20 protein-coding genes and 1 riboswitch are annotated in these 24,452 nt (G+C 68.8%); of the genes, 12 read left to right on the top strand and 8 right to left on the bottom strand.

Annotation, left to right across the window (positions count from 1 at the left end; translation table 11 throughout):
* Positions 1-11: 11 nt before the first annotated feature.
* Entirely contained in the window at positions 12-1,016 is a 1,005-nt protein-coding gene (egtD, locus tag LRH25_RS23220) for an L-histidine N(alpha)-methyltransferase (RefSeq protein WP_141288650.1), read from the bottom strand.
* Between the two features lie 347 nt (positions 1,017-1,363).
* Here egtD and LRH25_RS23225 point away from each other — a divergent pair, with 347 nt between their 5' ends.
* Entirely contained in the window at positions 1,364-1,540 is a 177-nt protein-coding gene (locus LRH25_RS23225) for a DUF1328 family protein (protein WP_141288651.1), read from the top strand.
* Positions 1,541-1,903: 363 nt separating this feature from the next.
* Here the strand turns inward: LRH25_RS23225 and LRH25_RS23230 are convergent, their stop codons facing one another.
* The 4 genes from LRH25_RS23230 to LRH25_RS23245 are packed head-to-tail and all read right to left on the bottom strand — an operon-like array spanning position 1,904 to position 7,635.
* Positions 1,904-2,992 (bottom strand): ATP-binding response regulator, encoded by a 1,089-nt coding sequence (locus tag LRH25_RS23230; RefSeq protein ID WP_231012393.1) that lies wholly within the window; start codon positions 2,990-2,992, stop codon positions 1,904-1,906.
* Positions 2,992-3,597: a chemotaxis protein CheB gene (locus tag LRH25_RS23235; RefSeq protein ID WP_141290218.1), complete on the bottom strand. Its 606-nt coding sequence runs from the start codon at positions 3,595-3,597 to the stop codon at positions 2,992-2,994. The genes LRH25_RS23230 and LRH25_RS23235 overlap by 1 nt, the downstream gene beginning before the upstream one ends.
* A 16-nt stretch (positions 3,598-3,613) precedes the next feature.
* On the bottom strand, positions 3,614-4,546 hold the full coding sequence (locus tag LRH25_RS23240; RefSeq protein ID WP_141290219.1) for a CheR family methyltransferase: 933 nt from the start codon (positions 4,544-4,546) through the stop codon (positions 3,614-3,616).
* Positions 4,543-7,635 (bottom strand): response regulator, encoded by a 3,093-nt coding sequence (locus LRH25_RS23245; RefSeq protein ID WP_231012395.1) that lies wholly within the window; start codon positions 7,633-7,635, stop codon positions 4,543-4,545. The genes LRH25_RS23240 and LRH25_RS23245 overlap by 4 nt, the downstream gene beginning before the upstream one ends.
* A 293-nt stretch (positions 7,636-7,928) precedes the next feature.
* Between LRH25_RS23245 and LRH25_RS23250 the strand changes: the two genes are divergently transcribed.
* The gene (locus tag LRH25_RS23250) at positions 7,929-8,486 is read left to right on the top strand and encodes a hypothetical protein (RefSeq protein ID WP_141289830.1); all 558 of its coding nucleotides are present in this window, start codon (positions 7,929-7,931) and stop codon (positions 8,484-8,486) included.
* Positions 8,487-8,570: 84 nt separating this feature from the next.
* Here LRH25_RS23250 and LRH25_RS23255 read toward each other — a convergent pair whose 3' ends face one another.
* Entirely contained in the window at positions 8,571-8,861 is a 291-nt protein-coding gene (locus tag LRH25_RS23255) for a hypothetical protein (protein ID WP_141289829.1), read from the bottom strand.
* 249 nt (positions 8,862-9,110) lie between these two features.
* Positions 9,111-9,212: riboswitch (guanidine-I (ykkC/yxkD leader) on the top strand.
* Positions 9,213-9,269: 57 nt separating this feature from the next.
* Between LRH25_RS23255 and LRH25_RS23260 the strand changes: the two genes are divergently transcribed.
* The 10 genes from LRH25_RS23260 to LRH25_RS23305 all read left to right on the top strand — a co-directional run bounded on the left by LRH25_RS23260 (position 9,270) and on the right by LRH25_RS23305 (position 23,258).
* Positions 9,270-10,307, top strand: a complete 1,038-nt coding sequence (locus LRH25_RS23260) for an ABC transporter substrate-binding protein (protein ID WP_141289828.1) — start codon at positions 9,270-9,272, stop codon at positions 10,305-10,307.
* Positions 10,308-10,316: 9 nt separating this feature from the next.
* Entirely contained in the window at positions 10,317-11,108 is a 792-nt protein-coding gene (locus tag LRH25_RS23265; protein ID WP_231012397.1) for an ABC transporter permease, read from the top strand.
* Entirely contained in the window at positions 11,108-11,956 is an 849-nt protein-coding gene (locus tag LRH25_RS23270) for an ABC transporter ATP-binding protein (RefSeq protein WP_231012398.1), read from the top strand. Before LRH25_RS23265 ends, LRH25_RS23270 begins: the two co-directional genes overlap by 1 nt.
* Before the next feature lie 29 nt (positions 11,957-11,985).
* Positions 11,986-12,789, top strand: coding sequence for an urea amidolyase associated protein UAAP1 (locus LRH25_RS23275; RefSeq protein WP_141290329.1), 804 nt, complete (start codon positions 11,986-11,988; stop codon positions 12,787-12,789).
* Between the two features lie 8 nt (positions 12,790-12,797).
* Entirely contained in the window at positions 12,798-13,454 is a 657-nt protein-coding gene (locus LRH25_RS23280; RefSeq protein ID WP_141290330.1) for an urea amidolyase associated protein UAAP2, read from the top strand.
* Positions 13,455-13,532: 78 nt separating this feature from the next.
* Complete coding sequence (uca, locus tag LRH25_RS23285) at positions 13,533-17,237, top strand: urea carboxylase (protein ID WP_231012400.1); 3,705 nt, start codon at positions 13,533-13,535, stop codon at positions 17,235-17,237.
* Positions 17,238-17,382: 145 nt separating this feature from the next.
* Positions 17,383-18,576, top strand: coding sequence for a tetratricopeptide repeat protein (locus tag LRH25_RS23290; protein ID WP_141290409.1), 1,194 nt, complete (start codon positions 17,383-17,385; stop codon positions 18,574-18,576).
* Positions 18,573-19,778 carry a polysaccharide deacetylase family protein gene (locus LRH25_RS23295; RefSeq protein ID WP_231012401.1) on the top strand — a complete coding sequence of 402 codons (1,206 nt, stop codon included), beginning with the start codon at positions 18,573-18,575 and terminating at the stop codon, positions 19,776-19,778. Before LRH25_RS23290 ends, LRH25_RS23295 begins: the two co-directional genes overlap by 4 nt.
* Positions 19,779-19,905: 127 nt before the next feature.
* The gene (locus tag LRH25_RS23300) at positions 19,906-22,059 is read left to right on the top strand and encodes a TonB-dependent receptor (RefSeq protein ID WP_231012404.1); all 2,154 of its coding nucleotides are present in this window, start codon (positions 19,906-19,908) and stop codon (positions 22,057-22,059) included.
* Positions 22,059-23,258 carry a PepSY-associated TM helix domain-containing protein gene (locus tag LRH25_RS23305; RefSeq protein WP_231012406.1) on the top strand — a complete coding sequence of 400 codons (1,200 nt, stop codon included), beginning with the start codon at positions 22,059-22,061 and terminating at the stop codon, positions 23,256-23,258. The genes LRH25_RS23300 and LRH25_RS23305 overlap by 1 nt, the downstream gene beginning before the upstream one ends.
* 128 nt (positions 23,259-23,386) lie before the next feature.
* Here the strand turns inward: LRH25_RS23305 and hscB are convergent, their stop codons facing one another.
* Together hscB and LRH25_RS23315 are read right to left on the bottom strand one after the other, a co-directional pair.
* A complete protein-coding gene (gene hscB, locus LRH25_RS23310; protein WP_231012407.1) occupies positions 23,387-23,956 on the bottom strand; it encodes a Fe-S protein assembly co-chaperone HscB in 570 nt (189 codons plus the stop codon).
* Positions 23,946-24,440 carry a hypothetical protein gene (locus LRH25_RS23315; protein ID WP_231012408.1) on the bottom strand — a complete coding sequence of 165 codons (495 nt, stop codon included), beginning with the start codon at positions 24,438-24,440 and terminating at the stop codon, positions 23,946-23,948. Before LRH25_RS23315 ends, hscB begins: the two co-directional genes overlap by 11 nt.
* Positions 24,441-24,452: the final 12 nt, after the last annotated feature.

Here is a 24,452-nt window from a genome sequence, read left to right on the forward strand (position 1 = left end):
TCATCGCGAACTCAAGGCTGGGCCAGCACCACGGCGAACCAGCCGCGGGCATCGGTCCAGCAGCGCACGCGCGAGTAGCCGGCGGTGGCCAGCAAATCCTGCAGCCGGTCCGGCGTGTACTTGTAGCTGTTCTCGGTGTGGATGCGCTCGCCGGCTGCAAAGCGCCGGCCGCCGCCCGCCCAGCGCACTTCCAGCTCCCGGCTGGCCTCCAGGTGCATCTCGACGCGGCTGCGCTGCGCATTGAACAGCGCCACGTGCCGCCACTGCGCGGGCTGGAAGTCGCTGCCGATCAGCGTGTTCAGGTGCGTGAGCACATTGCGATTGAACGCCGCGGTGACTCCGCCATGGTCGTCGTAGGCGGCCTGCAGGATCTGCGGGTCCTTGACCAGGTCCACGCCCAGCAGCAGCGCACCATCGTCGCCGCTCAGGCCGCGGGCGCGGGCCAGCAGCGCACAGGCCTCGGCCGGCTCGAAGTTGCCGATCGACGAGCCCGGGTAGAACACCAGCCGGCGTTGCATGGGCAGCGCCGGCGGCAGCTCGAAAGGGCGGGTGATGTCGGCCACCACCTGGTGCACCTGCATCCACGGCAGCCCGGCCTGCAGCACCCGTGCATGGGTGGCCAGGAAGTCGCCGCTGATGTCGACCACGACCAGGTGGTCCGGGTCCAGCAACTCGCACAGCGACATGGCCTTCTTGCAGCTGCCGGCGCCCAGCTCGATGATGCTGCTGCACTCCCCCACCGCGCTGGCAATGCTTTCGTGATGGCGCACCATCACCGCCCGCTCGGTGCGCGTCACGTAATACTCGGGCACCTCGGTGATGGCCTCGAACAGCGCGGAGCCCTGCTCGTCATAGAAGTACTTCGGCGAAATGCTCGCCGCCGGCTTGAGCAGTGCGGCGACGATGGCCGCCCGCTCCGGATCCTCGGGGGCGGCATCCACGGGCGTGAGGCCCCGTGGCTGGGTGCGCGACACCACGTCGCGGAGGGTGGGAATCGAGTCGAACACGGCGCGCATGGCTCTCCCTGGGCTTGCGGTGGACTGGCGCAGCATCGCCTCTCGCGCCCGGAGCGCAGTGTAGGACTGCGCCGCGTTTGCAGCCTGACACGCGCGCGGGCGCCAGCCCCAAGGGAATACCCCAAAACCCGAGCCAGGCGATCAACAATGCGCGAAGCCCCGGCCTGGGCTCACCCGGGCTGAATCTGGCTGGCTCAAGGCCCCGTCCTACAAGCCGCCTGCGCCGCCACCGATGGCCCCCCAGGCTGCCGCTTTCTACAGTCCCACCATGCCGCAAAACGCTCGCCAGCGGCCCTGCCTGGCGAGCGGCTTCGCGGCCACCTTCGTCGACTCAAGAGGACAACATCATGCTCAAGTGGGCCCTTATTTTTGCGGTGATCTCGGTGATTGCCGGCCTGATGGGATTTGGCGGCGTGGCCGCTGGCGCCGCCGGCATCGCCAAGGTGCTCTTCTTCGTGTTCCTGGCCATCTGCCTGCTGTTTGTCGTGCTGGCCTTGCTGGGCATTGGCGCGCTGAGGAAGTAGCGCGTTCGCTTCAACCGCATTGCCAATTTGCGGCCGCGGCCGTGAAACGTCGCGCCCGAGGCGACGAAATGTGTCACGCCCGGTCGCCCTGGCGGCCGTCCACCGCAGTCCGGAGCCGGGCCGCAAGGCCCTGAAAGTGAAAAATCGTAACAGCGCTGGCGACGCAAAAACAGGACTCTCCCTCGTACGGCCCGGCAACATGCAGGCGGCACGCTGGCAGCAGGCCCGCGGCTGGCGCGGAACCTGCAATGACTTGCCTGCAATTCCTGTTTTTCGTTTGAGAAGGACCGGCGACGACGCTGGTTTTTTTGGTGGCCCGCCACGGCAACGTGGCGGGCCCCTTTTTATGGGCCTGCCGGGGCTTCAGAGCCCGCGCGGCAGCATCAACTCGAATTGCGTGCCCTCGCGCGGCCGCGAGCGGCCGACCAGCGAGCCGCCATGCGCGCGCGCCACCCGCTCCGGCAGCGACAGGCCGGACCCCACGCGCGGCGCGGCCATGCCTTCGACGGCCTCGCCGCCGCCAAACAGGTGCTGGCTGGCCGCGTCGCCGAGCAAGCCGGCAAAGCTGATGCGCAGCAGCAGCGAGCGCCGCTGGTCGCCATCCAGCTCGATCTTCAGCCCGGACTCGCCAGCATAGGTCGTGGCCTGCAGCAGCAGGTGGTCCAGCGCCTGCTGCAGCATCGCCCGGTCCATCAGGCCCTGGGTGTCGCCCAGCACTTCGAAGGCTGGCAGCTGGCTCAGCAAGCCATTGCCCTGGGCCGTCTCCAGCCGCTCCTGCGTCAGCGCGGCCAGGTCCGTCATGACGGGGCTGGGGCGCAGCTCGGCGCTGGGCAGCTGGGCCAGGTTCACCAGGTGGTCGACCTGCCGGCTCAGCATCGCGGTCGCGGCCTTGATGCGGGCACCAGCCGAACCGGGGCCCGGCTTGTCGGAGCGCAGCAGCAGCTCGGCATTCAGCGCCAGCGCGGCCAGCGGCGCGCGGATGTCGTGCGACAGCGCCGACAGCATGGTCGAGTTGAGCCGCGTCAGCCGCTGCAGTTCCGCCATGTTCTCGGCCAGCGTGGCCTTCTGGCGGTGCAGGTCGGCGAAGATCGCCACCTTGCTGCGCAGCACCCGGCCGTCGAAGGGCTTGTAGAGGAAGTCCACCGCGCCGGCCTCGTAGCCGCGGAAGCTGCGTTGCTCCTCCATCGAGCCCGCGGTCAGGAAGATGATGGGCACGTGGCGGGTGCGTTCGGCCCCGCGCATCAGCTCGGCCAGCGCATAGCCGTCCATGCCCGGCATCTGCACGTCCAGCAGCGCCAGCGCCACGTCGTGCTGCAGCAGCAGCTCCAGCGCAGCATCGGCCGAGTCGGCGGTTAGCACGTGCCAGTCGTCTGCGGCGAGCAGCGCGCGCATCGCCAGCAGGTTCTGCGGCACGTCGTCGACGACCAGGATGTTCAAAGGTTTGGCAGCCATCATCTCTCTCCCCCCGTCTGGGCCTGGCCCAGGGCATCACACATCATTTTCAGGCTCATCACCTGGTCTGCGCCGGCCAGGTCCAGCGCGGCCCGCGGCATCGTCGGGACCACGGCCTCGGCCGGATCCTGCACCCAAAGCCGGCCGCCGTGCGCGCGCACAGCCAAAGCACCGGCCGCACCGTCGGCACTGGCGCCTGTCAACACGATGGCCAGCAGGCCAGCACCGTACTCGTGCGCCGCGCTCTCGAACAGCGGGTCGATCGCCGGTCGCGACCACAGCACCGCATCGTCGACCGACAGCGCAGCCACCGGCCCATCCGGCCCCGGATCGACCAGCAGGTGGTAGTCGGCCGGTGCCAGCAACACCCGGCCCGGCTTCAGCGGCTGGCCGGCCCATGCGTCTTCGACCGGCAGCGCGCAGCGCCTGGCCAGCAGCGCCGCGGGTGAAAGTTTGCCTTCCGGCTGAGGCGCCCGGTGCAACACCACCAGCACCGGCGCCGGGAAATCGGCAGGCAAGGCTGCCGTCAGCGCCAGCAGCGCTTCGACGCCGCCGGCCGAGGCGCCGATCACCACCGCCTTGAGCGACAGGTCAGGCCAGTTCATGGACATGCTCCTTGGCTCACAGGCGTTGGTAGAGCCGAACGTCCGGCTGCGGGTGGAACGGCTGGAACAGGTGCGCATGGGCGCCGAACTGCAGCGACTCGCGGCTGCCCAGCCCGAGGAAACCGCGCCGCACCAGCGCCTCGCGAAACAGGCCGACCGCGCGGTCCTGCAGGTCGCGGTTGAAATAGATCAGCACGTTGCGGCAGGACACCAGGTGCACCTCGGAGAACACCGCGTCGGTCGACAGGCTGTGATCGGCGAACACCACCTGGCGCTTCAGCGCCCGGTCGAACATCACGCCCTCGTACGCGGCGGTGCAGTAGTCGCTCAGCGAGGCCTTGCCGCCGGCCGCCAGGTAGTTGCGGCTGAACAGCGGCATGCGCTCGCGCGGGTAGATCCCGGCCTCGGCGCGCTGCAGGGCCACCGGGTTGATGTCGGTCGCGTAGAGGATGCAGCGCTCCAGCAGCCCCTCCTCGTGCAGCAGGATGGCCAGCGACCACAGCTCTTCGCCATGGCTGCAGCCGGCCACCCACAGCTTCAGCGACGGATAGGTGCGCAGCTCCGGCACCACCTCCTCGCGCAGCACCCGGAAGTAGGCCGGGTCACGGAACATCTCGCTGACCTGGATGGTCAGGAACTGCAGCAGCTGAGAGAAGGCATCCGGCTCGCGCAGCACCCTGTCCTGCAGTTGCGACAGCCGCTCGCAGCGCATGGCCTGCAGCGCCTGGTGCAGGCGACGCCGCAACGAGCTGGGTGCGTAGTGGCGAAAGTCGTGCTGGTAGCGCAGGAACACGGCTTCGAGCAGCAGCTTGATCTCGATGTCGAACAAGGCATCCGCCTGGGCCACGGCGTCACTGCGCTCGCGCTGCGCAGCGTCGGCACTGCCCGCGGCCGACACCGCAGCCGCCGGCAGCTCCGGCGAAGAAACAGGGCGGCGCGGGCGTGTCATTTGGGCATCCAGACGCGGCACAGCGAAACCAGCCGGTCAACGTCGATCGGCTTGGCCAGGTAGTCGTTGGCACCGGCCTCCAGGCACTGCTGGCGGTCGTCGGCCATGGCCTTGGCGGTCAGCGCGATGATGGGCAGGTCGGCGCCATCGGGCCGGGCGCGGATCCGCCGCATCGCCTCCAGCCCGTCCATCTCCGGCATCATGATGTCCATCAGCACCAGGTCCACCGGCGGCTGGCGGTCCAGCCGTTCCAGCGCCTCGCGGCCGTTGCGGGCGATCTGCAGCTGCACGCCCAGCGGCTCCAGCACGCTGCTGAGCGCGAAGATGTTGCGCACGTCGTCTTCGGCCAGCAGGATCTGCCGGCCTTCCAGCACCGCGTCGCGGCTGCGCGCGGCCTGCAGCAGGCGCTGCTGCTCGCCCGGCAGCGCCGCCTCCACGCTGTGCAGGAACAGCGTCACCTCGTCCAGCAGCCGCTCGGGCGAACGTGCGCCCTTGACGATGATGGAGCGCGAATAGCGGCGCAGCAGCGTTTCCTCGTCGCGGCTCAGCGCCCGGCCGGTGTAGACGATGACCGGCGGAAAGCCTTCGCGCTCGCCGCGCGCCATGCGCTCCAGCAGGTCGAAGCCGCTGCCGTCGGGCAGTGCCAGGTCGGTCACCATGCAGTCGAAGGTGGTCGCGCCCAGCGCGGTCAGCGCGTCGGCCACCGTGCCCACGGTCGTGATCTCGACCTGCGGCGCGGCCAGCAGCAGTTGCAGGTTCTGCCGCAGCGCCACATCGTCTTCCACCACCAGCACCCGGCGCAACGGATGGTCCAGCCGGTGCCGCAGCCGCTCGATGGCCTCGACCAGGTGCTCGCGCAGCGCCGGCTTCACCAGGTGGCCGATGGCGCCCATGGTCATGGCCGCGTGGCTGCGCTCCAGGCCCGAAACCACGTGCACCGGAATGTGCCGGGTGCCGGGGTCGCGCTTGAGCCGCTCCAGCACCGACAGGCCGGACACATCAGGCAGCCCCACGTCCAGCAGCACGCCGCTGGGCCGCAGCTCGCGCGCCAGCGTCAGCGCCTGCTCGCCGGTGTTGGCCACCACGCAGTCGAAGCCCAGTTCCTCGACCAGCGTGCGCAGCGTGGCGGCAAAGGCGCTGTCGTCTTCCACCGCCAGCAGCACCCGCCTGTCCTCGCCCAGGCCAGGCGGCAGCTCGATCGGCAGCGCGGCCGGCGTGGGCGCGGCGGGGCCGGCGGGCCGCGGCGTCGGCGCGGCAGGGCGGGCCATGCGGGGTTCGTCCGGCGCCGGCTGCTCGGGCAGCTCGGCCGGCAGGTCCACGCTGAAGCAGCTGCCCTGACCAGGCTTGCTGTGCAGCGTCATCGTGCCGCCCAGGCGCTGCGTCAGTTCACGCGAGATCGACAGGCCCAGCCCGGTGCCACCGAACTGGCGGCTGGTCGAACCATCGGCCTGGCGGAAGGCCTCGAAGATCACCTCGTGCTTGTCGACCGGAATGCCCACCCCGGTGTCGCGCACCTCGAAGCGCACCGCGCCACCGGCCAGCGGCTTCAGCGCCAGCGTCACCTTGCCGCTGACGGTGAACTTCACCGCATTGGCCAGCAGGTTCTTCAGCACCTGCTGCAGGCGCCGGCTGTCGCTGAAGATGTGCTCGGGCAGGCCCTGGTCCAGCACCACCTCGAAGCCCAGGCCCTTCTTCTCGGCCAGCGCGGCAAACACCGTCTGCAGCCGCGTGGCCAGCTCCTGCAGCGGCACGCGCTCGCGCTGCAGGTCGGCATGGCCGGCCTCGATCTTGGACAGGTCCAGCACGTCGTTGATCAAGGCCAGCAGGTCGTTGTTGGCATCGAAGATCGCGCGGGCGAAGCGCACCTGCTCTTCGCTGAGCCGGCCGTCCTTGTTGGCCGCCAGCAGCTGCGAGAGGATCAGCGAGCTGTTCAGCGGCGTGCGCAGCTCGTGCGACATGTTGGCCAGGAACTCGGACTTGTAGCGGCTGGCCGCTTCCAGCGCCTCGGCATTCGCCTGCAGCGCCGCCTGCGACTGCAACAGTTCCTGCTGCTTGTCGGCCATGGCCCGCGCGTGCAGCGCCAGCTGGCCGTTGACGCGCTCCAGCTCGGTCTGCTGCGTCTCCAGCTCGGCCTGCGACTCGCGCATGATGCGGCCCTGCTCTTCAAGTTCCTCGTTCGACACGCGCAGCTCTTCCTGCTGGGCCTGCAGTTCCTCGGCCTGGCGCTGGGTTTCCTCCAGCATGGCCTGGCGCTCCAGCCGGTAGGCGGCGCCGCGCAAGGCCAGGCCGACCACTTCGCTGATGCCGCGCGCCAGTTCCTCGCAGAGTGCCAGGTCCAGCTTCGCGCGCGCCACGCCGAGTTCGATCACGCCGACGTTGCGGCCCTCGGCATGCAGCGGCATCAGCAGCAGGTGCTCCGGCAGGCTGCGGCCCAGGGCGGACTGCAGCCCCAGGTGGCCCTGCGGCGCCGGGCTCAGTGCATTGAATCGGTCCTGGCGTGCGGCCTCGCCGAGCAGGCCGTCCTGCAGCGTGAGCGTCGCCGGCAGCGTGGCCAGGTCAGCCGCGTGGCTGCCAAAGCGCCGCAGCCTATCACCGTCACGCCGATAGGCCGCCGCCACCGAAGGTGTCAGCCAGCCACACAGCATCGCGCAGCTGACCTCGCCCACCTGCTCTATCGTCAGCTCGCCGGCCAGGCGCTGCGCCAGTGCCGATTCCGCCTGCTGCAGCCACAGCTGCCGGCGAATGGCTTCGCGCTGGCCCAGCACCTTGGAGATCACCACCGCCATCACGATGAAGGCGGTCGATCCCATGCTGCGGTTCACATACAGCAGGAACGGCGAGGCCAGGCCCGGTGGCGACCACTGCATGCCAAGGAACGTGAAAACAATGGCCAGCGCCAGCAGCAGGTAGGGCACCCAGCGCCGCCGCTGCAGCAGCGAGAGCGACAGCGGCAGCAGGTACAGCACCCATTCGGCAAATCCAAGCGGCGTCAGGATGTCGACGACCAGCAGGCCCACCTCGAACAGCAGCGCAGCGGCCAGTACCAGGTGATCGCGGCGGTCTACGGTTTGGTACGACGAAAACGGCATGTAGGCAGGCAGCAGGCAGGGGCGATGCAGAGGAATTTTTGCCGACGGTCCACGCGAAGTCTGTAGGCCGGAGCCTACATGTCGCCGCGGCGGCCACCGGTGGCAGGACCATGCGGCTCAGCGTGACACTGCGATCACGCCAAAGGACCGGCTCATCACCTGATACCCCAACGGGTGATGAAGCAGCGGGCCACGGCAAGGACAGAAGGCGGGATGTGTGGCAACTGCATGGACCCGGGCCGACCCGGGTTCACCCGCCTGCAGAGCAACCAACCTCATCTAAGGACAACATCATGAAAACTTCCAAGCTGCTGAGCCAATCCCTTGTGGCCATTGCTGCGGTCTGCTGCCTGGGCGCCGCCCAGGCCAACAACTTCAGCAAGAGCGCCTACGACGGCGCCAAGAAGGACATCGAGACGACCTACAAGGCAGAAAAGGACAGCTGCGACAAGCTGTCGGCCAATGCCAAGGACATCTGCGTCGAGCAGGCCAAGGCCAACGAGAAGGTCGCCAAGGCCCGTCTCGAATACAACTACACCGGCAAGCCGACCGACGAAGCGAAGCTGACCGAAGCGCAGTACGACGGCCGCTACGACGTGGCCAAGGAAAAGTGCGATGACCTGTCGGGCAACGCCAAGGACGTGTGCGTCAAGGAAGCCAAGGCTGCGCATGACTCCGCCAAGGCCGACCTGAAGGCGCACAAGAAGATCGTCAATGCCGAGCAGGACGCGATCGACACCAAGATGACCGCTGAATACAAGGTCGCCAAGGAAAAGTGCGACGGCCTGTCGGGCGACGCCAAGGACACCTGCGTGGCCTCGGCCAAGGCCCGCTACAACCAGAGCTGGTGAACTGACAAGGTCATGCCCCCGGCCTGACCTTCACCCGCAACAAGGCGCCGCTTCCACGGCGCCTTTTTCATGGCCCGTCGGGCTTCAGGCCGCGAGCCAGTGCCAGGCGGCGCTGTAGCAGGCCAGCAGAACCGCGGCAATGCCGAGGTTCACCAGCAGCGGCCGAAGGCCGGTGCGCAGGTCCAGCCCCATGCGGGCGCCCAGGCTGAACCACCAGACCATCACCAGCAGCGCGCCGACCTCGTCGGCGCCCACCTGCGGGTTGGCCTGCACCATTGCGGCCACGCCGCACAGCCACAAGCCCAGGCCGATCACCGAGGCTTCGGTGAAGGCCTTGAAAGTCGGCTTGCGCCATTGAACGCCAAGGATCTGCATGGGCGGGATCTTAGCGACGGCCCGCCCATCGCAAGCCCGGAACACCGGCGTCATCCCGGGTCTTTCGGGGCATTTGCGGCACACCGCCTCTGCAAGTGGCCGGTGGTGCATGCATGCCCCTCGCCGAGGCGGCAAGGGGCGGCTGACGCTTCAGCTTGGTGCCTTGCCCTGCGCTTTTTGGCGCCGAGGCCTGGCACATCGCTTGCATGCCCGTCTGCCCGAGAGGGACGGCCGAGACAGCGCCGTTCTTTGAATGGTGGCTAGGGTTCCGATCGCTTCGGCGGTGTCTGGTCCGAGAGCTGCCGGCGGGCCGCAAGGCACGTTACACGGCGGGACAAAAACCCGGGAGGCGGCTTCGTCAGAGGTCCCTCTCGCCATTCGTCCCTACAACGCCGGAGTGCCCCGCCCATGTCTTCCGTTGCCCAATTTCCCGTCCTTGTCGCCGCTCGTTCGGCGCTGCGCCGCGCCACCTTTGCAGTGGCCCTGCTGGTCTGCACGGCCGCTGCCGTTTCGCCCCAAGCGGCGCAAGCCGAGGTCAAGGTCGGGCTGTCCGACTGGCCAGGCTGGGTGGCCTGGTACATCGCCGACCAAAAGGGGTACTTCAAGAAATACGGCGCCGATGTGAAGCTGGTCTGGTTCGCCAACTACACCGACTCGATCTCCGCCCTCTCCTCCGGCCAGCTGGACGCCAACAGCCAGACCTGGAGCGACACCCTGGGCCCGCTGGCCAAGGGCATCAAGCTCAAGGCCGTGCTGGTCAACGACAACTCGGCCGGCAATGACGCGCTGATGGTCTCGCCCAAGATCAAGGGCTATCCCGACCTGAAGGGCAAGAGCATCGCGCTGGAGCAGTACAGCATCTCGCACTTCGTGCTTGCCACCGCGCTGGCCAAGAACGGCATGAAGCCGGCTGACGTGAAGATCGTCAACCTGCCGGCCGGCGACGCCGCAGCGGCCTTCCTGGCCGGGCGCGTGGACGCCGCCGTGGTCTGGAACCCGTGGGTCAACCAGATCCAGCAATCCGGCAAGGGCCGCGCCCTGTTCACCTCCAAGGACATGCCTGGCCTGGTGCCGGACCTGCTGGTGGCGCAGGAGAAGGCCATCGCCTCCAAGCGCAAGGAGTTCGTCGGCATGATCCGCGCGTGGTTCGAGGTGGAGAAGTTCGTGCGCGAGCAACCGGCCGAAGCCGCCAAGATCATGGCCAAGGTCGTCAGCATGAAGCCCGACGAATACCAGGTCTTCCTGCCCGGCACCCGCTTCTTCGATGCCGCCACCAACAAGGCCGCCTTCGACGCGAAGAACCCGCAGTCGCTGGTCGCCGTGGCACCCACCATCGCCGCCTTCCTCACCGAGCACAAGCTGATCGACGGCAAGCCCGACGCCGCCGCCGGCGTGGACGGCACGCTGCTGCAGGAGGCCCTGGGCACAGCCACCGCGGCCAAGTAAGGGGCCGCCGTGTCACAGCTTCTGCAGATCCGGCAGGCCATCGGCCGCCGCGCCTACCTCGCGCTGGCGCTTGCCGGGCTGATCCTGCCGCTGGCCGGCTGGGCCCTGCTGGCGGCCAGCGGCCAGGTCGAGGCGGTGTTCATGCCGGGGCCGCAGAAGGTGCTGGGCCGCATCGTCACCTGGTGGTCCGAGGACGACCTGCTGGGCGATGCCGGCATCAGCATCCTGCGCGTGGTCGCCGGCTGGGCGCTGGCCGCGCTGCTGGCGCTGCCGCTGGGCCTGTTCATCGGCAGCTGGCGGGCGATGCAGGCGCTGCTGGAACCGCTGACCGACTTCATCCGCTACATGCCGGCGGTCGCCTTCGTGCCGCTGGTGATGCTGTGGGTGGGCATTGGCGAGGGCGCGAAGGTGGCCATCATCTTCATCGGCACTTTCTTCCAGATGGTGCTGATGGTGGCCGAGGACGTGCGGCGGGTGCCGATGGCGCAGATCGAGGCCGCGCAGACCATGGGGGCCACCCGGCGCGAAGTGGTCGAGCAGGTCATCGTGCCTTCGGCCAAGCCGGCGCTGCTGGACACCTTGCGTGTGACCATGGGCTGGGCCTGGACCTACCTGGTGGTGGCCGAACTGGTGGCCGCCAACTCGGGGCTGGGCTTTGCGATCCTGAAGGCCCAGCGCTTCCTGCAGACCGACAAGATCTTCGCCGGCATCCTGCTGATCGGCCTGATCGGGCTGGCCATCGACCAGTTGTTCCGCCTGCTGCACCGCAAGGCATTCCCCTGGCTATACGGGAGAAATTGATGACCCTCGCGACATTGGACGTGATGCCGTCCCTCTGCTGCCGGGCCCTGGGCAAGACCTACCCCGGCGGCAAGCAGCCGGCACTGGTGGACGTGAACCTGGACATTGCGCCCAACGAGTTCGTCACGTTGGTTGGCGCGTCGGGCTGCGGCAAGTCCACGCTGCTGCGCTGCATGGCCGGGCTGGAGCGGCATGACCAGGGGGAGCTGCGCGTCTGCGGCCAGCCCATTGCCGGGCCGGGGCCGGACAGAGCCATGGTGTTCCAGCACTACAGCCTCTACCCGTGGCTGACGGTGATCGAAAACATCCGCTTCGTGCGCCGCCTCTCCGCCCACACCCGGGACCGCAGCAGCAGCGATGTGGAAGCCGCCAGCGGCCGCGCCGATGCGCTGCTGCGGCTGATGGGCCTGGACGCCGTGCGCGACGCCTACCCCAACCAGCTCTCCGGCGGCATGCAGCAGCGCGTGGCGATTGCCCGCGCACTGATGAGCGCACCGCCCATCCTGCTGATGGACGAGCCTTTCGGCGCACTGGACGCGCAGACCCGCGAGGTCATGCACGACCTGATCGCCCACGTGCACCGGCAGGAGCGCAGCACCATCGTCTTCGTCACGCACGACGTGGAGGAGGCGCTGTACCTGGGCCACCGTGTGGTGCTGATGGCGCCCCGCCCCGGCCGCATCGACACCATCTACCCGGTGCCGCTGCCAGCCCGCCGCAATCAGGACATGAAGCTGGCCCCGGAGTTCCTCGCGCTCAAGCGCGAAATCCTCGAACGCATCCGCGACACCTCGGGCATGAAGACCGACCTGGAGCTGCTCGAAAAACTCAGCCAGGCCGCCGCGTAAAGCGGCACCTCATTTGGAGACCACCCCACATGAAAACCTTGGTCCACACCCTGGACAACCCGCCGGCCAGCGCGCCGGTGGACACGCCCGCGCTGTGGCGCGAGTTCGCGCCCACGCTGCCGGCGGATACGGTGATCTGGTCCGACATCGTGCCCGGCGGCTGCCACGGCGCGCGCCTGCTGCGCCGCGGCAGCTCGCTGCGCATGGTCGCGCTGGACGCCTCGGCGAATTTCAGCCTGGTGCTGTACGCAGCAGCCGACCTGCTCGAGCGCTACAACATGCCCGACACACTCAAGGCCCAGCACACCGCGCACCTCACCCGCGGCCATGTGCTGATGAGCGACATGGGCCGGGCGATGGCTTCGATCACCGAGGACACGCTGGGCTGGCACGACCCGCTGGGCGCGCTGCTGGACGAAACCCTGCTCGTCGCCAAATACCCGGCCCAGCGCTACGCCACGCACCGCAATGCGATGGCCCGCGCCGGCCGCGAGGGCCTGCAGGTCGAGCTGGCCAAGTTCGGCCTCGCGCCGCGCGACCTGATCGCCCCGGTGAATGCCTTCAGCAAGGTGCAGGTGGACCTCGAAGGCCGCTTCCAGTTCGCCGAGCGCCACGCCAAGCCCGGCAGCGCGCTGGAGCTGCGCTGCGAGATGGACCTGCTGGTCGCCTACAGCAGCGCACCGCATCCGCTGGACCCGGCGCCCGTCTACACGCCCGGCCGCATCGGCCTGGCCGCCTGGCATTCCGGTACCGCACAGGCGGACGACTTCTGCCGCAGCTTCCGCCCGGAAAACGCCCGCGCGCTGCACAACACCGAATTGCTGTACCTCTGAGGTCCGCCATGAGCCAAGCCACCGCATTCCGCATTCAAGAAAGCCTGCTGGACCCGGCCGACGCACTGCACGACCACACCGTGCCGGCCGGCGAGCCCTGCCTTCTGTCCATCAAGGCCGGCCAGACGCTGCGCCTGATCGACCTCGAAGGCAACCAGGCCATCGACGCCCTCTTCTACGCCCAGGCACCGCTGGGCGAGCGCTACAGCGCCACCAACACCATGCTGGCCCAGGGCGGCATCTACCTGACCACCGGCTCGGTGCTGATGAGCAACACCGGCCGCAAGATGGCCACCATCGTGGCCGACACCTGCGGCCGCCACGACACCCTGGGCGGCGCCTGCTCCACCGAGAGCAACCAGGTGCGCTACGCCCTCGGCAAGCGCCACATGCACGCCTGCCGCGACAACTTCCTCAGCGCCCTGCTGGCGGCCGACATCGGCCTGGGCAAGCGCGACCTGGCGCCCAACATCAACTTCTTCATGAACGTGCCGGTCACCCCCGAAGGCGGGCTGAAGTTCGACGACGGTGTGTCCGCCCCGGGCAAGTACGTGGAGCTGCGCGCCGAGATCGACCTGTGGTTGCTCATCTCCAACTGCCCGCAGCTGAACAACCCCTGCAATGGCTACGACCCGACACCGGCCCAGGTGCTCGTCTGGTCCTGAAGCCCTTCACAGCCTTCAGGACGACCTGAGCCCGGCTGCCCAAGACCGGCGGGACGACCCGCCCAAGCCTTGCAGACCATGTCTTTCAATACAGTCCTCATCGCCAACCGCGGCGCCATTGCCTGCCGCATCATCCGCACGCTGCATGCGCTGGGCCTGAAGGCCGTGGCGGTCTACTCCGAAGCGGACGCAGATGCGCGCCATGTCGCCATGGCCGACCAGGCCGTCTGCATCGGCCCGGCACCGGCGGCACAAAGTTACCTGAATGCCGAGCGCATCCTCGCTGCCGCACGCGACACCGGCGCCGGTGCCATCCATCCCGGCTACGGCTTCCTGTCCGAGAACCCCGGCTTTGCCGAAGCCTGCGAGGCCGCCGGCTTCGCCTTCATCGGCCCCACGCCAGCGCAGATGCGCGCCTTCGGCCTCAAGCACAGCGCACGCGAACTGGCGCTGGTGCATGGCGTGCCGTTGCTGCCCGGCAGCGGGCTGCTGGCGGACGCCGCCGAGGCGCAGCGAGAGGCGGCGCGCATCGGCTACCCGGTGATGCTCAAGAGCACTGCGGGGGGCGGCGGCATCGGCATGCGGCTGGTGCGCGACGAAGCCGAACTCGCGGCCGCCTGGGAGGCAGTGTCCCGCCTGGCGCGGGCCAATTTCAAGGACGCGGGGCTGTTCCTGGAGAAGTTCGTCGAGCAGGCACGGCACATCGAGGTGCAACTGTTTGGCGACGGGCAGGGCAAGGTGGTGGCACTGGGCGAGCGCGACTGTTCGGCCCAGCGGCGCAACCAGAAAGTCATCGAGGAAACCCCGGCCCCGCACTTGGCGGACGAGACACGCCAGGCGCTGCAGGCCGCAGCACTGCGACTCGGCGAAGCCGTGCACTACCGCTCCGCAGGCACCGTGGAATTCGTACTGGACGCGGCCAGCGGCGCCTTCTACTTCCTGGAGGTCAACACCCGGCTGCAGGTGGAGCATGGCGTGACCGAGCAGGTCACCGGCGTGGACCTGGTGGCATGGATGGTGAAGCTCGCGCGCGGCGAGGCCTTCCCGCTGGTCGCCCCCGCGCCGCAAGGCGCGTCCATCCAGGTGCGGCTGTACGCCGAAGACCCGGCGCGCCATTTCCAGCCCTGCGCAGGGCTGCTCACCGAAGTGGTCTGGCCAGACGACGTGCGGGTGGACGGCTGGGTCGAAGCCGGTACCGAAGTGCCGCCGAGCTACGACCCGATGCTGGCCAAGCTGATCGTCACCGCCGCCACGCGCGAGGAGGCCGTGGCCAAGCTGGCCGAAGCGCTGGACGCCACGCGCCTGGCCGGCATCGAGACCAACCTGCGCTACCTGCGCGCGGTGGTGGCCAGCGAGACCTTTCGCGAAGGCCGCGTCATCACGGCCACGCTGGGCCAGTTCAGCTGGGCGCCGCGCGCCATCGAAGTGCTGGAAGCCGGCGTGCAGACCAGCGTGCAGGACTGGCCGGGCCGGCAAGGCTTGTGGGCCGTGGGCGTGCCGCCTTCGGGCCCGATGGACAGCCTGGCAATGCGCCTGGCCAACCGGCTGGTGGGCAATGCCAGCGACGCCGCGGCGCTCGAATGCACCCTCGCCGGCCCGGCGCTGCGCTTCCATGCAGACGCGGTGATCGCACTGACCGGCGCCGACATGGGCGCCACCTTGGATGGCGCGCCGCTGGCGCCCTGGCGGAGCCACGCAGTGCGCGCCGGCAACGTGCTGCGGCTGGGCGCGGTGCAAGGCGCCGGCGCCCGTGCCTACCTGGCGCTGCGCGGCGGGCTGGACCTGCCGCAGTACCTCGGCAGCCGCAGCACCTTCACGCTGGGCCAGTTCGGCGGCCACGGCGGGCGCACGCTGCGCACGGGCGACCTCCTGCACATCGCGGACGACACGAGCCTGCCGCCAACCGGCACGGCCCTCAAGGAAACGCCAGGCCGCCCCAAGTTTCCTTGTCCCCCTGGGGGGGCGGGTCGGGTGCGACCCGGCCCTGGGGGCGCTGTTCGGCCGCCTGCCTATGCGCAGCACTGGGACATCGGCGTGCTCTACGGCCCGCATGGCGCGCCGGACTTCTTCACGCCTGCCGACATCGCAGCCTTCTTCGGCGCCGATTGGCAGGTGCACTACAACTCCAGCCGCACGGGGGTGCGCCTGATCGGCCCGAAGCCCGAATGGGCGCGGCCCGATGGCGGTGAAGCCGGGCTGCATCCCTCCAACCTGCACGACAACGCCTACGCCATCGGCGCGATCGACTTCACCGGCGACATGCCGGTCATCCTCGGGCCGGACGGGCCCAGCCTGGGCGGCTTCGTCTGCCCGGCCGTGGTCGTGGCGGCCGAGCGCTGGAAGCTGGGCCAGCTGCGGCCAGGCGACACGATCCGATTCCGATGCCTGAATGCCGAACAGGCTGCGGCACTTCAAGCCGCCGAGGACGCGCTGGTCGAGTCGCTGGACGCGCCATGGCCCCAGCTGCCCGATGGCACGCCAGCCGACCAGGTCACGGCCCTTCACAGCCCGGTCTTGTTGCGCGACCCGGCCGAAGGCGAGCTGCCCGAAATGGTGGTGCGCCAGGCGGGCGACCGCTACCTGCTGGTCGAATACGGCCCGCAGGTGCTGGACCTGGAACTGCGCATGCGCGTGCATGCGCTGATGATGGCACTGCAGGCCAGGCGCGATGCGGGCGAGTTGCCCGGCATCATCGACCTGACGCCCGGCATCCGCTCGCTGCAGGTGCACCACGACCCGACGCGCCTGAGCCGCAAGGCCCTGCTGCAACTGCTGCTGGCCACGGACCACGCGCTGCCGCTCAGCGGCGATTTCGAAGTGCCCTCGCGCACCGTCTGGCTGCCGCTGTCCTGGGACGATCCGGCAACGAAGCTGGCCATCGAGAAGTACATGCAGTCCGTGCGGCCGGACGCGCCCTGGTGCCCCAGCAACATCGAGTTCATCCGCCGCATCAACGGCCTGGCGGACATCGAAGCCGTCCACCGCACCGTGTTCGACGCGCGCTACCTGGTGATGGGCCTGGGTGACGTGTACCTGGGCGCGCCGGTGGCCACGCCGGTGGACCCGCGCCACCGCCTGGTCACCACCAAGTACAACCCGGCCCGCACCTGGACGCCGGAAAACGCCGTGGGCATTGGCGGCGCCTACCTCTGCGTGTATGGCATGGAAGGCCCCGGCGGCTACCAGTTCGTCGGCCGCACGGTGCAGATGTGGAACCGCTGGCGCGATGCGCGCAGCGGTGCGCTGGAATTCGAAGCCGGCAAGCCCTGGCTGCTGCGCTTCTTCGACCAGATCCGCTTCTATCCGGTCAGCGAGGCCGAGCTGCTGCAGATGCGCCGTGACTTCCCCGCCGGCCGGCTGCGGCTGCGCATCGAAGAAGGGACCTTCCGCCTGAAGGACCACCGCGCGCTGCTGGTCGAACACGCCAACGAAATCGTCGCCCACAAAACCCACCAGCAAACCGCCTTCGATGCCGAGCGAGAACGCTGGCGCGAGGCCGGCCAGGCCGAATACGTCGGCGAGCCCGAGGCCGACACGCCGAGCGACGACGGCCCACGCCCCCTCGGCACCCGCGCCGTGCACCCGCAAGTGCCCGGCAGCGTCTGGCGCGTGCTGGTCAACGAAGGCGACAGCGTGGCCGAAGGCGACACGCTGGTCATCGTCGAGTCCATGAAGATGGAGTTCGCGGTGGTGGCACCCTGCGCCGGGCAGGTGTGGCGCGTGGCTTGCCGCGAGGGCGGCGCCGTCAACGCGGGGCAGGAAGTGGTGTTGCTGGCGCCCTGACACGGACACCGAGAAAACGGAGGAAAAGGGCGGAAGAAAAACTCCGGGCGGCGGAACAAAGAGGCCGCGTGGTGGCGGCAAAGCCTCCGCTGTGAAGGGCGTTTGCGCTTCTACATTGAAGCCATCCCAACCACCCGGACAAGCCATGTTCCACCGTCTCTCTGCCGTCTCCACCGCCCTTATTGCAGCCACGCTGGCCATGCCCTGCGCATCGGCGCTGGCCACCAACGTTGACGTGCAGATCCTCAGCGCCACGGTGCGCGACCAGCATATCGAGGGCGCGTCGGTCACGCTGCAGAAGAACGGCGAGCAGTCGGCCAGCGGCAGCACCAACGCGCAGGGCCAGGTCTCGCTGCCGACCGCTTTCGCCGACGACACCAACGCGCTGCTGATCGTCAAGAAGCCCGGTTACTCCAACCTGGTCGTGAAGTGCCCATGCGCAGGCACGACCTACGCGATCAGCCCGGTGATGAACAACCTGGACGGCATGCGCATCGTGCTGAACTGGGGCGCCGAGCCGCGCGACCTGGATTCGCACGTGGTCTACCCTGGCAACCATGTCTACTTCAGCCACATGCGCGGGACGGACGCCATGCTGGACGTGGACAACACCCAAGGCTTCGGCCCCGAGACCATCACGCTCTCGCGCAAGCACGTGGGCGAACGCTACGTTTACGCGGTGCACAACTTCTCGGACCGCACCGATCCGCAGTCGGCGCGCCTGTCCATGAGCGGCGCGAAGGTCTTTGTCTACGTGGGGCAAACGCTGGTGAAGACCTACTACGTGCCACCGCAGCGGGTGGGCAACCTGTGGTCGGTGTTCGCGGTGACCGAGGCGGGTGAATTCCAGGACCTGAACACGATCAAGTACGTGCAAAGCCAGGACCGGCTGGAGCTTGCAGGCTTGCAGGAAACCGTGAGCCAAACTGCCGCAGCGGTAAGCTACAGCGCCGCCAGCCAGGCCGATGCCCGCCCGCTGAACGCGCAAGGTGAAGCTGCTTACCATGCCGGCAACCTGGACGAGGCGATCCGGCTGTACCAGGCGGCCATCGAGCTGGACGGCAACTTCGGCCAGGCCTGGAGCAACCTGGGGCTGGCCTTCCAGAAAGCCGGCCGCGTGGCCGAAGCCATGTGGGCCAATCGCAAGGCCATTGCGCTGGCCAACGGGCCCACGGCCGCCAAGGTGCGCGCCAGCTCGCACTACAACAACGGCAAGATCTACGAGGACGCCGGCCAATGGAGCGATGCGCTGCGCGAATACCGCGAGGCCAAGGCCGAGTCCCCGAACGCCAGCTACGACAAGGCCATGCTGCGCATGCAGCAGAAAGGCGCGCAATGAGCCGGCATCGCGAACTGGCAGCGGCTTGCGTGGCCTTGGCCGCCATCACCGCGGCCTGGGCTGCCGCCGTGCTGCTGCCGGCCCCGGCGCACGCGGCCCCCAGCGCGTCCGTCGGCCCGGCGGTCGTGGCAAAGGCGGACCTCTCGCTGTGGCCGGAGGCGATCGACCAGCGCGCCGGCTACGACAAGGCCTCGCGCGCCGCGATCCTGGTCTACGTGGGCGTGCTGGGCGAAATGCGCAAGCTTTCGGACGCCGACATGATGGCCGCGTTTTCGATCAAGAGCGTCAACCGCGCGTCGACAGACAAGTGGTTGCAACGCGAGCTTGAGCAGGCGACGGCCAACTACCGGGCGGCTGCAGCCAAGTGTGCCGAAGGCAGCGCCAACAAAGACTGGACCTGCCAGGCCACCTTGCCGCCTTCACCCCAGGATTTCTCCAGCGCGGCCATCGAATGGCAGGCGCGTGTGCCAAGCGCGTCGGCCGCCTGGCGGGCCAACCTGGCCGCCTTCTCACGCGCCTACCTGGGCGAGCAGATGCGGCTGGCCGCCCTCTTCCCCAAGATCAGCAGCGAGATCGACCGTTTCGGCGACAACGAATGGACCGGCGACACCCTGCCCGACGGCCAGTTCCTGCTGAGCTTCGACGACGGCCCGACGCCGCCCGGCGGCAGCACCGACGAGACGCTGCGCATGCTGGCGGCGCAGCAGCGCAACGCGGTGTTCTTCATGCTGGGCGGCAACCTGCAGGCCCGCGCCAGCAAGCTGGGCGCGCCGGCGCTCGCGCAGGCCTACCAGGGCCAGTGCGTGGCCTCGCACGGCTGGGAGCATCAGTCGCATGCACGCTGGGACGGCTGGCAGGACTCGGTGCGCCGTACGCAGGCGCTGCTGCAGGCCAGCTTCGGCAAGGACCAGGTCATGCCCTGGTTCCGCCCACCCTACGGCCAGCGCACGGCAGACAGCGGCGCGTTCTTCACCGAACAAGGCCTGCAGGTGGCGCTGTGGAACCTGGACTCGCAGGACTGGAATGCGCGTGTCACGGCAGCGGACGTGACGGACCGCATGGTCACACTGATGCTGATCAAGCGCCACGGCGTGATGCTGTTCCACGACGTGCATGCCAAGGCCTTCGTGGCCTTGCCAACCCTCTTCGCGAAGGTGGGCGAAGCGGTGGTCTGGCGCGACTGTCACGCCGGCCCGCGCTGAGTTCCGCCCGGGGCTCGCGAGGTCGGGCGAGCTTGGGGCGACCTTCGGGAGCAAGTCGGCGAAATCATGCAATTAAGAAGCATTCTCAATATAATTCATGGTTTTCCCGTAGTCGCCTTCTCACTTCATGCCCCATCGTTCCACCGCCTTCGCTGCGCCGCACCTGGCGCTGACCACCCTTGCTGCCACACTGATGAGCCTGGGCGCCCAGGCCCAAACGGCTGGCGATGCGCCAGCGGTCACCCCGCCCCCGACGCCTGAGCAGGTGGTGGTCACCGCCACCCGGGGTGGCAAGGCGGTGGAGAAGATCCCCGGCGCGGTCAGCGTGATCGGCCGCAGCGAGATCGAGGCCCAGGGCCTGGTCAGCGAAGACCCGAGCGCGCTGCTGGCCGTCCAGGTGCCGGGCTATGCGCCTTCGCGCCAGAAGCTGAGCAACTTCGGCGAGGGCCTGCGCGGGCGCAATGCCCTGCTGCTGCTGGACGGCATTCCGCAGACCAACCCGCTGCGCCTGGGGGGCCGCGAAGGCTATTTCGCCGACCCGATGATCGTGCAGCGCATCGAGGTGGTCAGCGGCGCTTCGGCGGTGCAGGGTATGGGCGCCACCGGCGGCATCGTCAACACCATCACCCGCACGCCACAAACGCCCGGCACCCACCAGACGGTGGAGCTGAAATACAGCACCCAGGGCCACAGCAACAGCCAGGGCTGGAAAGCCGGCTACATGCTGGAGCACCTGAGCGAAGGCGAGAACCCTTACGACGTGCTGCTCTACCTGGGCAAGCGCGAGCAGGACATCGGCGTGGACGGCGACGGCCGCTACCTGGCCACCGAGTCGCTGCACGAGGCCAGGGATGCCTACCTGAAGCTGGGCCAGCAGGTGGGCACGCAGCGCTTCCAGCTGATGCTCAACCAGTTCCACGCGGATGGGTTTGACGACTGGGTGGATGTGGACGGCGACCGCGCCACCGGCCTGCCCACCTCGGCCCAACACGGCACGCTGGACTGGCAGGCGCCGCGCAACCAGGTGCGCTCGACCAGCCTGGAATGGAGCGACAGCGATCTCGCCGGTGGCGTGGCCTCGGTGCAGTTGTTCAAGCAGACCTTCAGCGCCCGCTACACCGGTGGCGTGATCACCACCTTCCAGGACGCCAGCCTCGCCCCCACCGGCACGCTGGTGGACCAGAGCCAGATCGACGCCGACAAATGGGGCCTGCGCAGCAGCTGGGTGCGGCCGGACTTCGGCCTGCACGGCCTGGAATTCACCGGTGGCGTGGACCTGCTGCACGACACCTCGTCGCAGACGCTGACCATGACAGGCCGCACCTGGGTGCCGCCGCTCAAGTACCGCAGCCTGGCGCCCTTCACCCAGCTGGAATACACCTGGAACGACCTGACGCTGCGCGCTGGCCTGCGACACGAAAACAGTCACCTGAACGTGGACAGCTACACCACACTGGCTTTCTACGGCAACCGCGAGGTGCAGGGCGGCACGCGCGACTCGGCCAAGCTGGTCAAGAGCCTGGGCGGCGTCTGGCGCTTTGGCGACAGCGGCTGGTCCAGCTTCGTCTCGTACAACGAAGGCTTCGGCATGCCGGACGTGGGCCTGATCCTGCGGGCCATCAAGACGGCAGGCCAGTCGGTGGACAGCCTGGTGGACCTGCAGCCCATCGTGACCTACAACCGCGAGCTGGGCCTGGCCTGGCGCGGCGCCGGTGCGAGCTTCAGCGCTTCGGTCTACGACTCGCGCTCCTCGCTGGGCAGCCAGCTGGTGGTGAGCAACGGCATCGGCACCGTGCAGCGGGTGCCCATCCAGGTCAAGGGCTTCGAGTTCAGCGGCCAGTGGCGCGTGCTGCCCACGCTGAAGCTGGACGCCAGCTACGCCCTCACCCGCGGCCGCACCGCCGCCGCAGCCGGCCAGCCGCTGGACCTGGATCTCGGGGCCCGCTCGCAAGGGCCGGACAAGCTGGTGATGGCCGGCCAATGGGACTTCGCACCGGACTGGAGCAGCCGCCTCACCGTTTCGCACTTCCGGCCGCGCAATGCCAATGAAGACAAGCTCTCCGGCACCACCAGCCTGGCCGAACACTTCAGCGGCTACACCGTGCTGGACCTGGCCACCAGCTGGCATTCGCGTTGGGGCGATCTGGGCCTGGGCGTCGAGAACCTGCTGAACCGCCAATACTTCACTTACTACGGCCAGGCCAATTACTCCGGCGGCAATGACGACTACTACGCAGGTCGCGGCCGGACCTTCACCGTGAGCTGGAAGCGGCAGTTCTGATGAGGAAATGGTGGACATGGGGCCATCGCTGGGTGGGCCTGCTGGCCGGCCTGTTGATGGCGATGATGGGCCTCACCGGCAGCGTGATGGTCTGGCAGGCGGAACTGGATGCCGCCTTGAACCCGCACTGGTTCGGGCCCAGTGCCTGCGCCCGCGCCGGCACCGCGATGCAGCCGGACAAGCCGGTGGCGACAGTGCTGGCCGTGCTGGCCCGCGAAGCACCGCAGGTGCGCCCGGCCATCATCGTGGCGCCCAGCCGCCCTGGCGCCAGCTACCAGGTCTGGGAAGCGCGAGATGCGCGCACCGGCCTGCGCCGCGAACACTTCGTGGACCCGGCCTGCGGCCGCTACCTGGGCCAGCGGGACCGCGGCGCCTGGGTGATGGACCGCGCCCATGCAGTCCCCGCGCTTTATGAACTGCACAGCCGGCTGCTGGCTGGCGAGACCGGCCACCTGATCATTGGTAGCGGTGGCCTGCTGCTGCTGGCGCTGGCGATCAGCGGCGTGGTGCTGGCCTGGCCGCGCCGCAGCAGCCGCGAGGCCTGGCGCCGCACGCTGAGCATCAAGACCGATGCCTCGGCCGTGCGCCTGTGGTTCGATGCTCACCGCGCGCTGGGCCTGTGGTTGGCGCCGCTGCTGCTCTTGCTGCCGCTGACCGGCGCGATGCTGGTCTTCAGCGACAGCGCTCGAACTGTTGTGTCGGCGGTGCTGCCTACACAGCCGCGGCAGGCAAAGCCGATGACGGTCGATGCCAAGGATACAGGCCCATCTGCGCCCAGCCCAGCGCTGCCATTGGATGAGCTGGTGCAGCGCGCGCAGGCCCGCTTTCCCGCCGCCACCTGGTCACGCCTGAGCCTGCCGGCCAAGGCCGGTGCGCCCATCGAGCTTCGCTTGCTGCAGGCCGGCGAGCCACGGGTGGACACCGGCAACACCCGCGTGCGACTGGACGCCAGCGGCCGGGTGCTGAGCCAGTCGGACCCTCTGCACGCACCGGCAGGCAATGTGCTGCTGGACTGGGTCTTCCCGCTGCACAGCGCCGAAGCCCTGGGGCTGCTCGCGCGGCTGCTGTGGACGGTGTTCGGCCTGCTGCCTGCCCTGCTGTTCGGCACCGGCCTGTGGCTGTGGTGGCGCCGCAGGCGGGCCAGCGCAGCCAGCCGCGCGCGCAGCCGCCCGACATCTGCCTCGCCTGGCAGTTATTGATGTTTTCAAAATTCGTGATACAGCCCCCCGTTCGGGCTGAGCCTGTCGAAGCCGGCGCGTACCTCGACGCAGGCACTTCGACAGGCTCAGTGCGAACGGATTCAAAACTGTCTCGAACAAGGAAAGCCTCAATAAGGCAGCACTGAAGCAGCGTCCAGCCGGTCCTGCCGGTCGCACAAGTCCTCGGAAAAGCGCGCCACGAACATCAATGCCCGCACCTGGGCGGCGGCGGCCGGCCAGTCCTGCCGCTGGTCGATGAGCTGATCCAGCGTGGCCAGCATGGCGCGCTGATGCGCCTGCACCTCGCTGGCCAGCGTGGCCACCGCCTGCGCGGTGGTGGCGGCTTCCAGCGCTTCGCGCCAGGCCATCTGCTGCATCAGGAAGGCCACCGGCATCGCGGTGTTGCGCTCGGCGTCCAATGGCACGCCATGCAGCTGGCACAGGTAGGCGGCGCGGGACAGCGGCTGGCGCAGGCGCTGGTAGGCCTCGTTGACGCGCAAGGCCCATTGCATGGCCAACCGCTGCGCCGCCGCACCGGCGCTGGCAAAGCGGTCCGGATGCACCTGGGCCTGCAAGGCCTTCCAGCGCCGCGCCAGTTCGGCCAGGTCCAGCGCCTGGCGCGGGGGCAGGCCCAGCAGCCTGAAGTCGTCGTCTTCCAGCCGGACGACGGGCTGGGCCGGTGCGGCGTCAGAGGTCATCGGCCAGTGCCTCCACGGCGATCAACTGCTCGCGCAAGGCCCAGCGTGCGCGCCAGCCGCCGGGGCGGTCGTACAGCGCGTCGGGCTTGTCCACGGCAATCAGCGCGTGCGCTTCACCTTCATAGAAACGCCACTCGCCGCCGCGGGCGCGCAGCGCAGCCCGGCAGGCATCGACCAGGCGCACCGGCTCGGCCTGGTAGAGCCCGGGCGCCTGCAGGTAGTCCGCGCGGAAGAGCGGCGTGTCCCAGCCCTGCCCTTGCCCCAGCGCATGCAGGCCGGGCAGGCGCTGGTCCAGACCTGGGGCCTCGGGCAGCTCGTCGAACAGCGCCAGCAGTTCGCGCGCGCTGGCGCTGTCCCAGATCTCGAAGTCTTCGCGCGCGTCGCCGCTGGCCACCTTGCTGAGCAGGTCCGCCTCGTCAAAGGCAAACCAGGCCTGAGGGCGACCCGGGCCACCTTCAGGCGGCACTTCAACCACGTAGATCATGACGGGGCTCCC

It is taken from the genome of Ideonella azotifigens (assembly GCF_021043325.1).
Taxonomy (GTDB): Bacteria; Pseudomonadota; Gammaproteobacteria; order Burkholderiales; family Burkholderiaceae_C; genus Ideonella; species Ideonella azotifigens.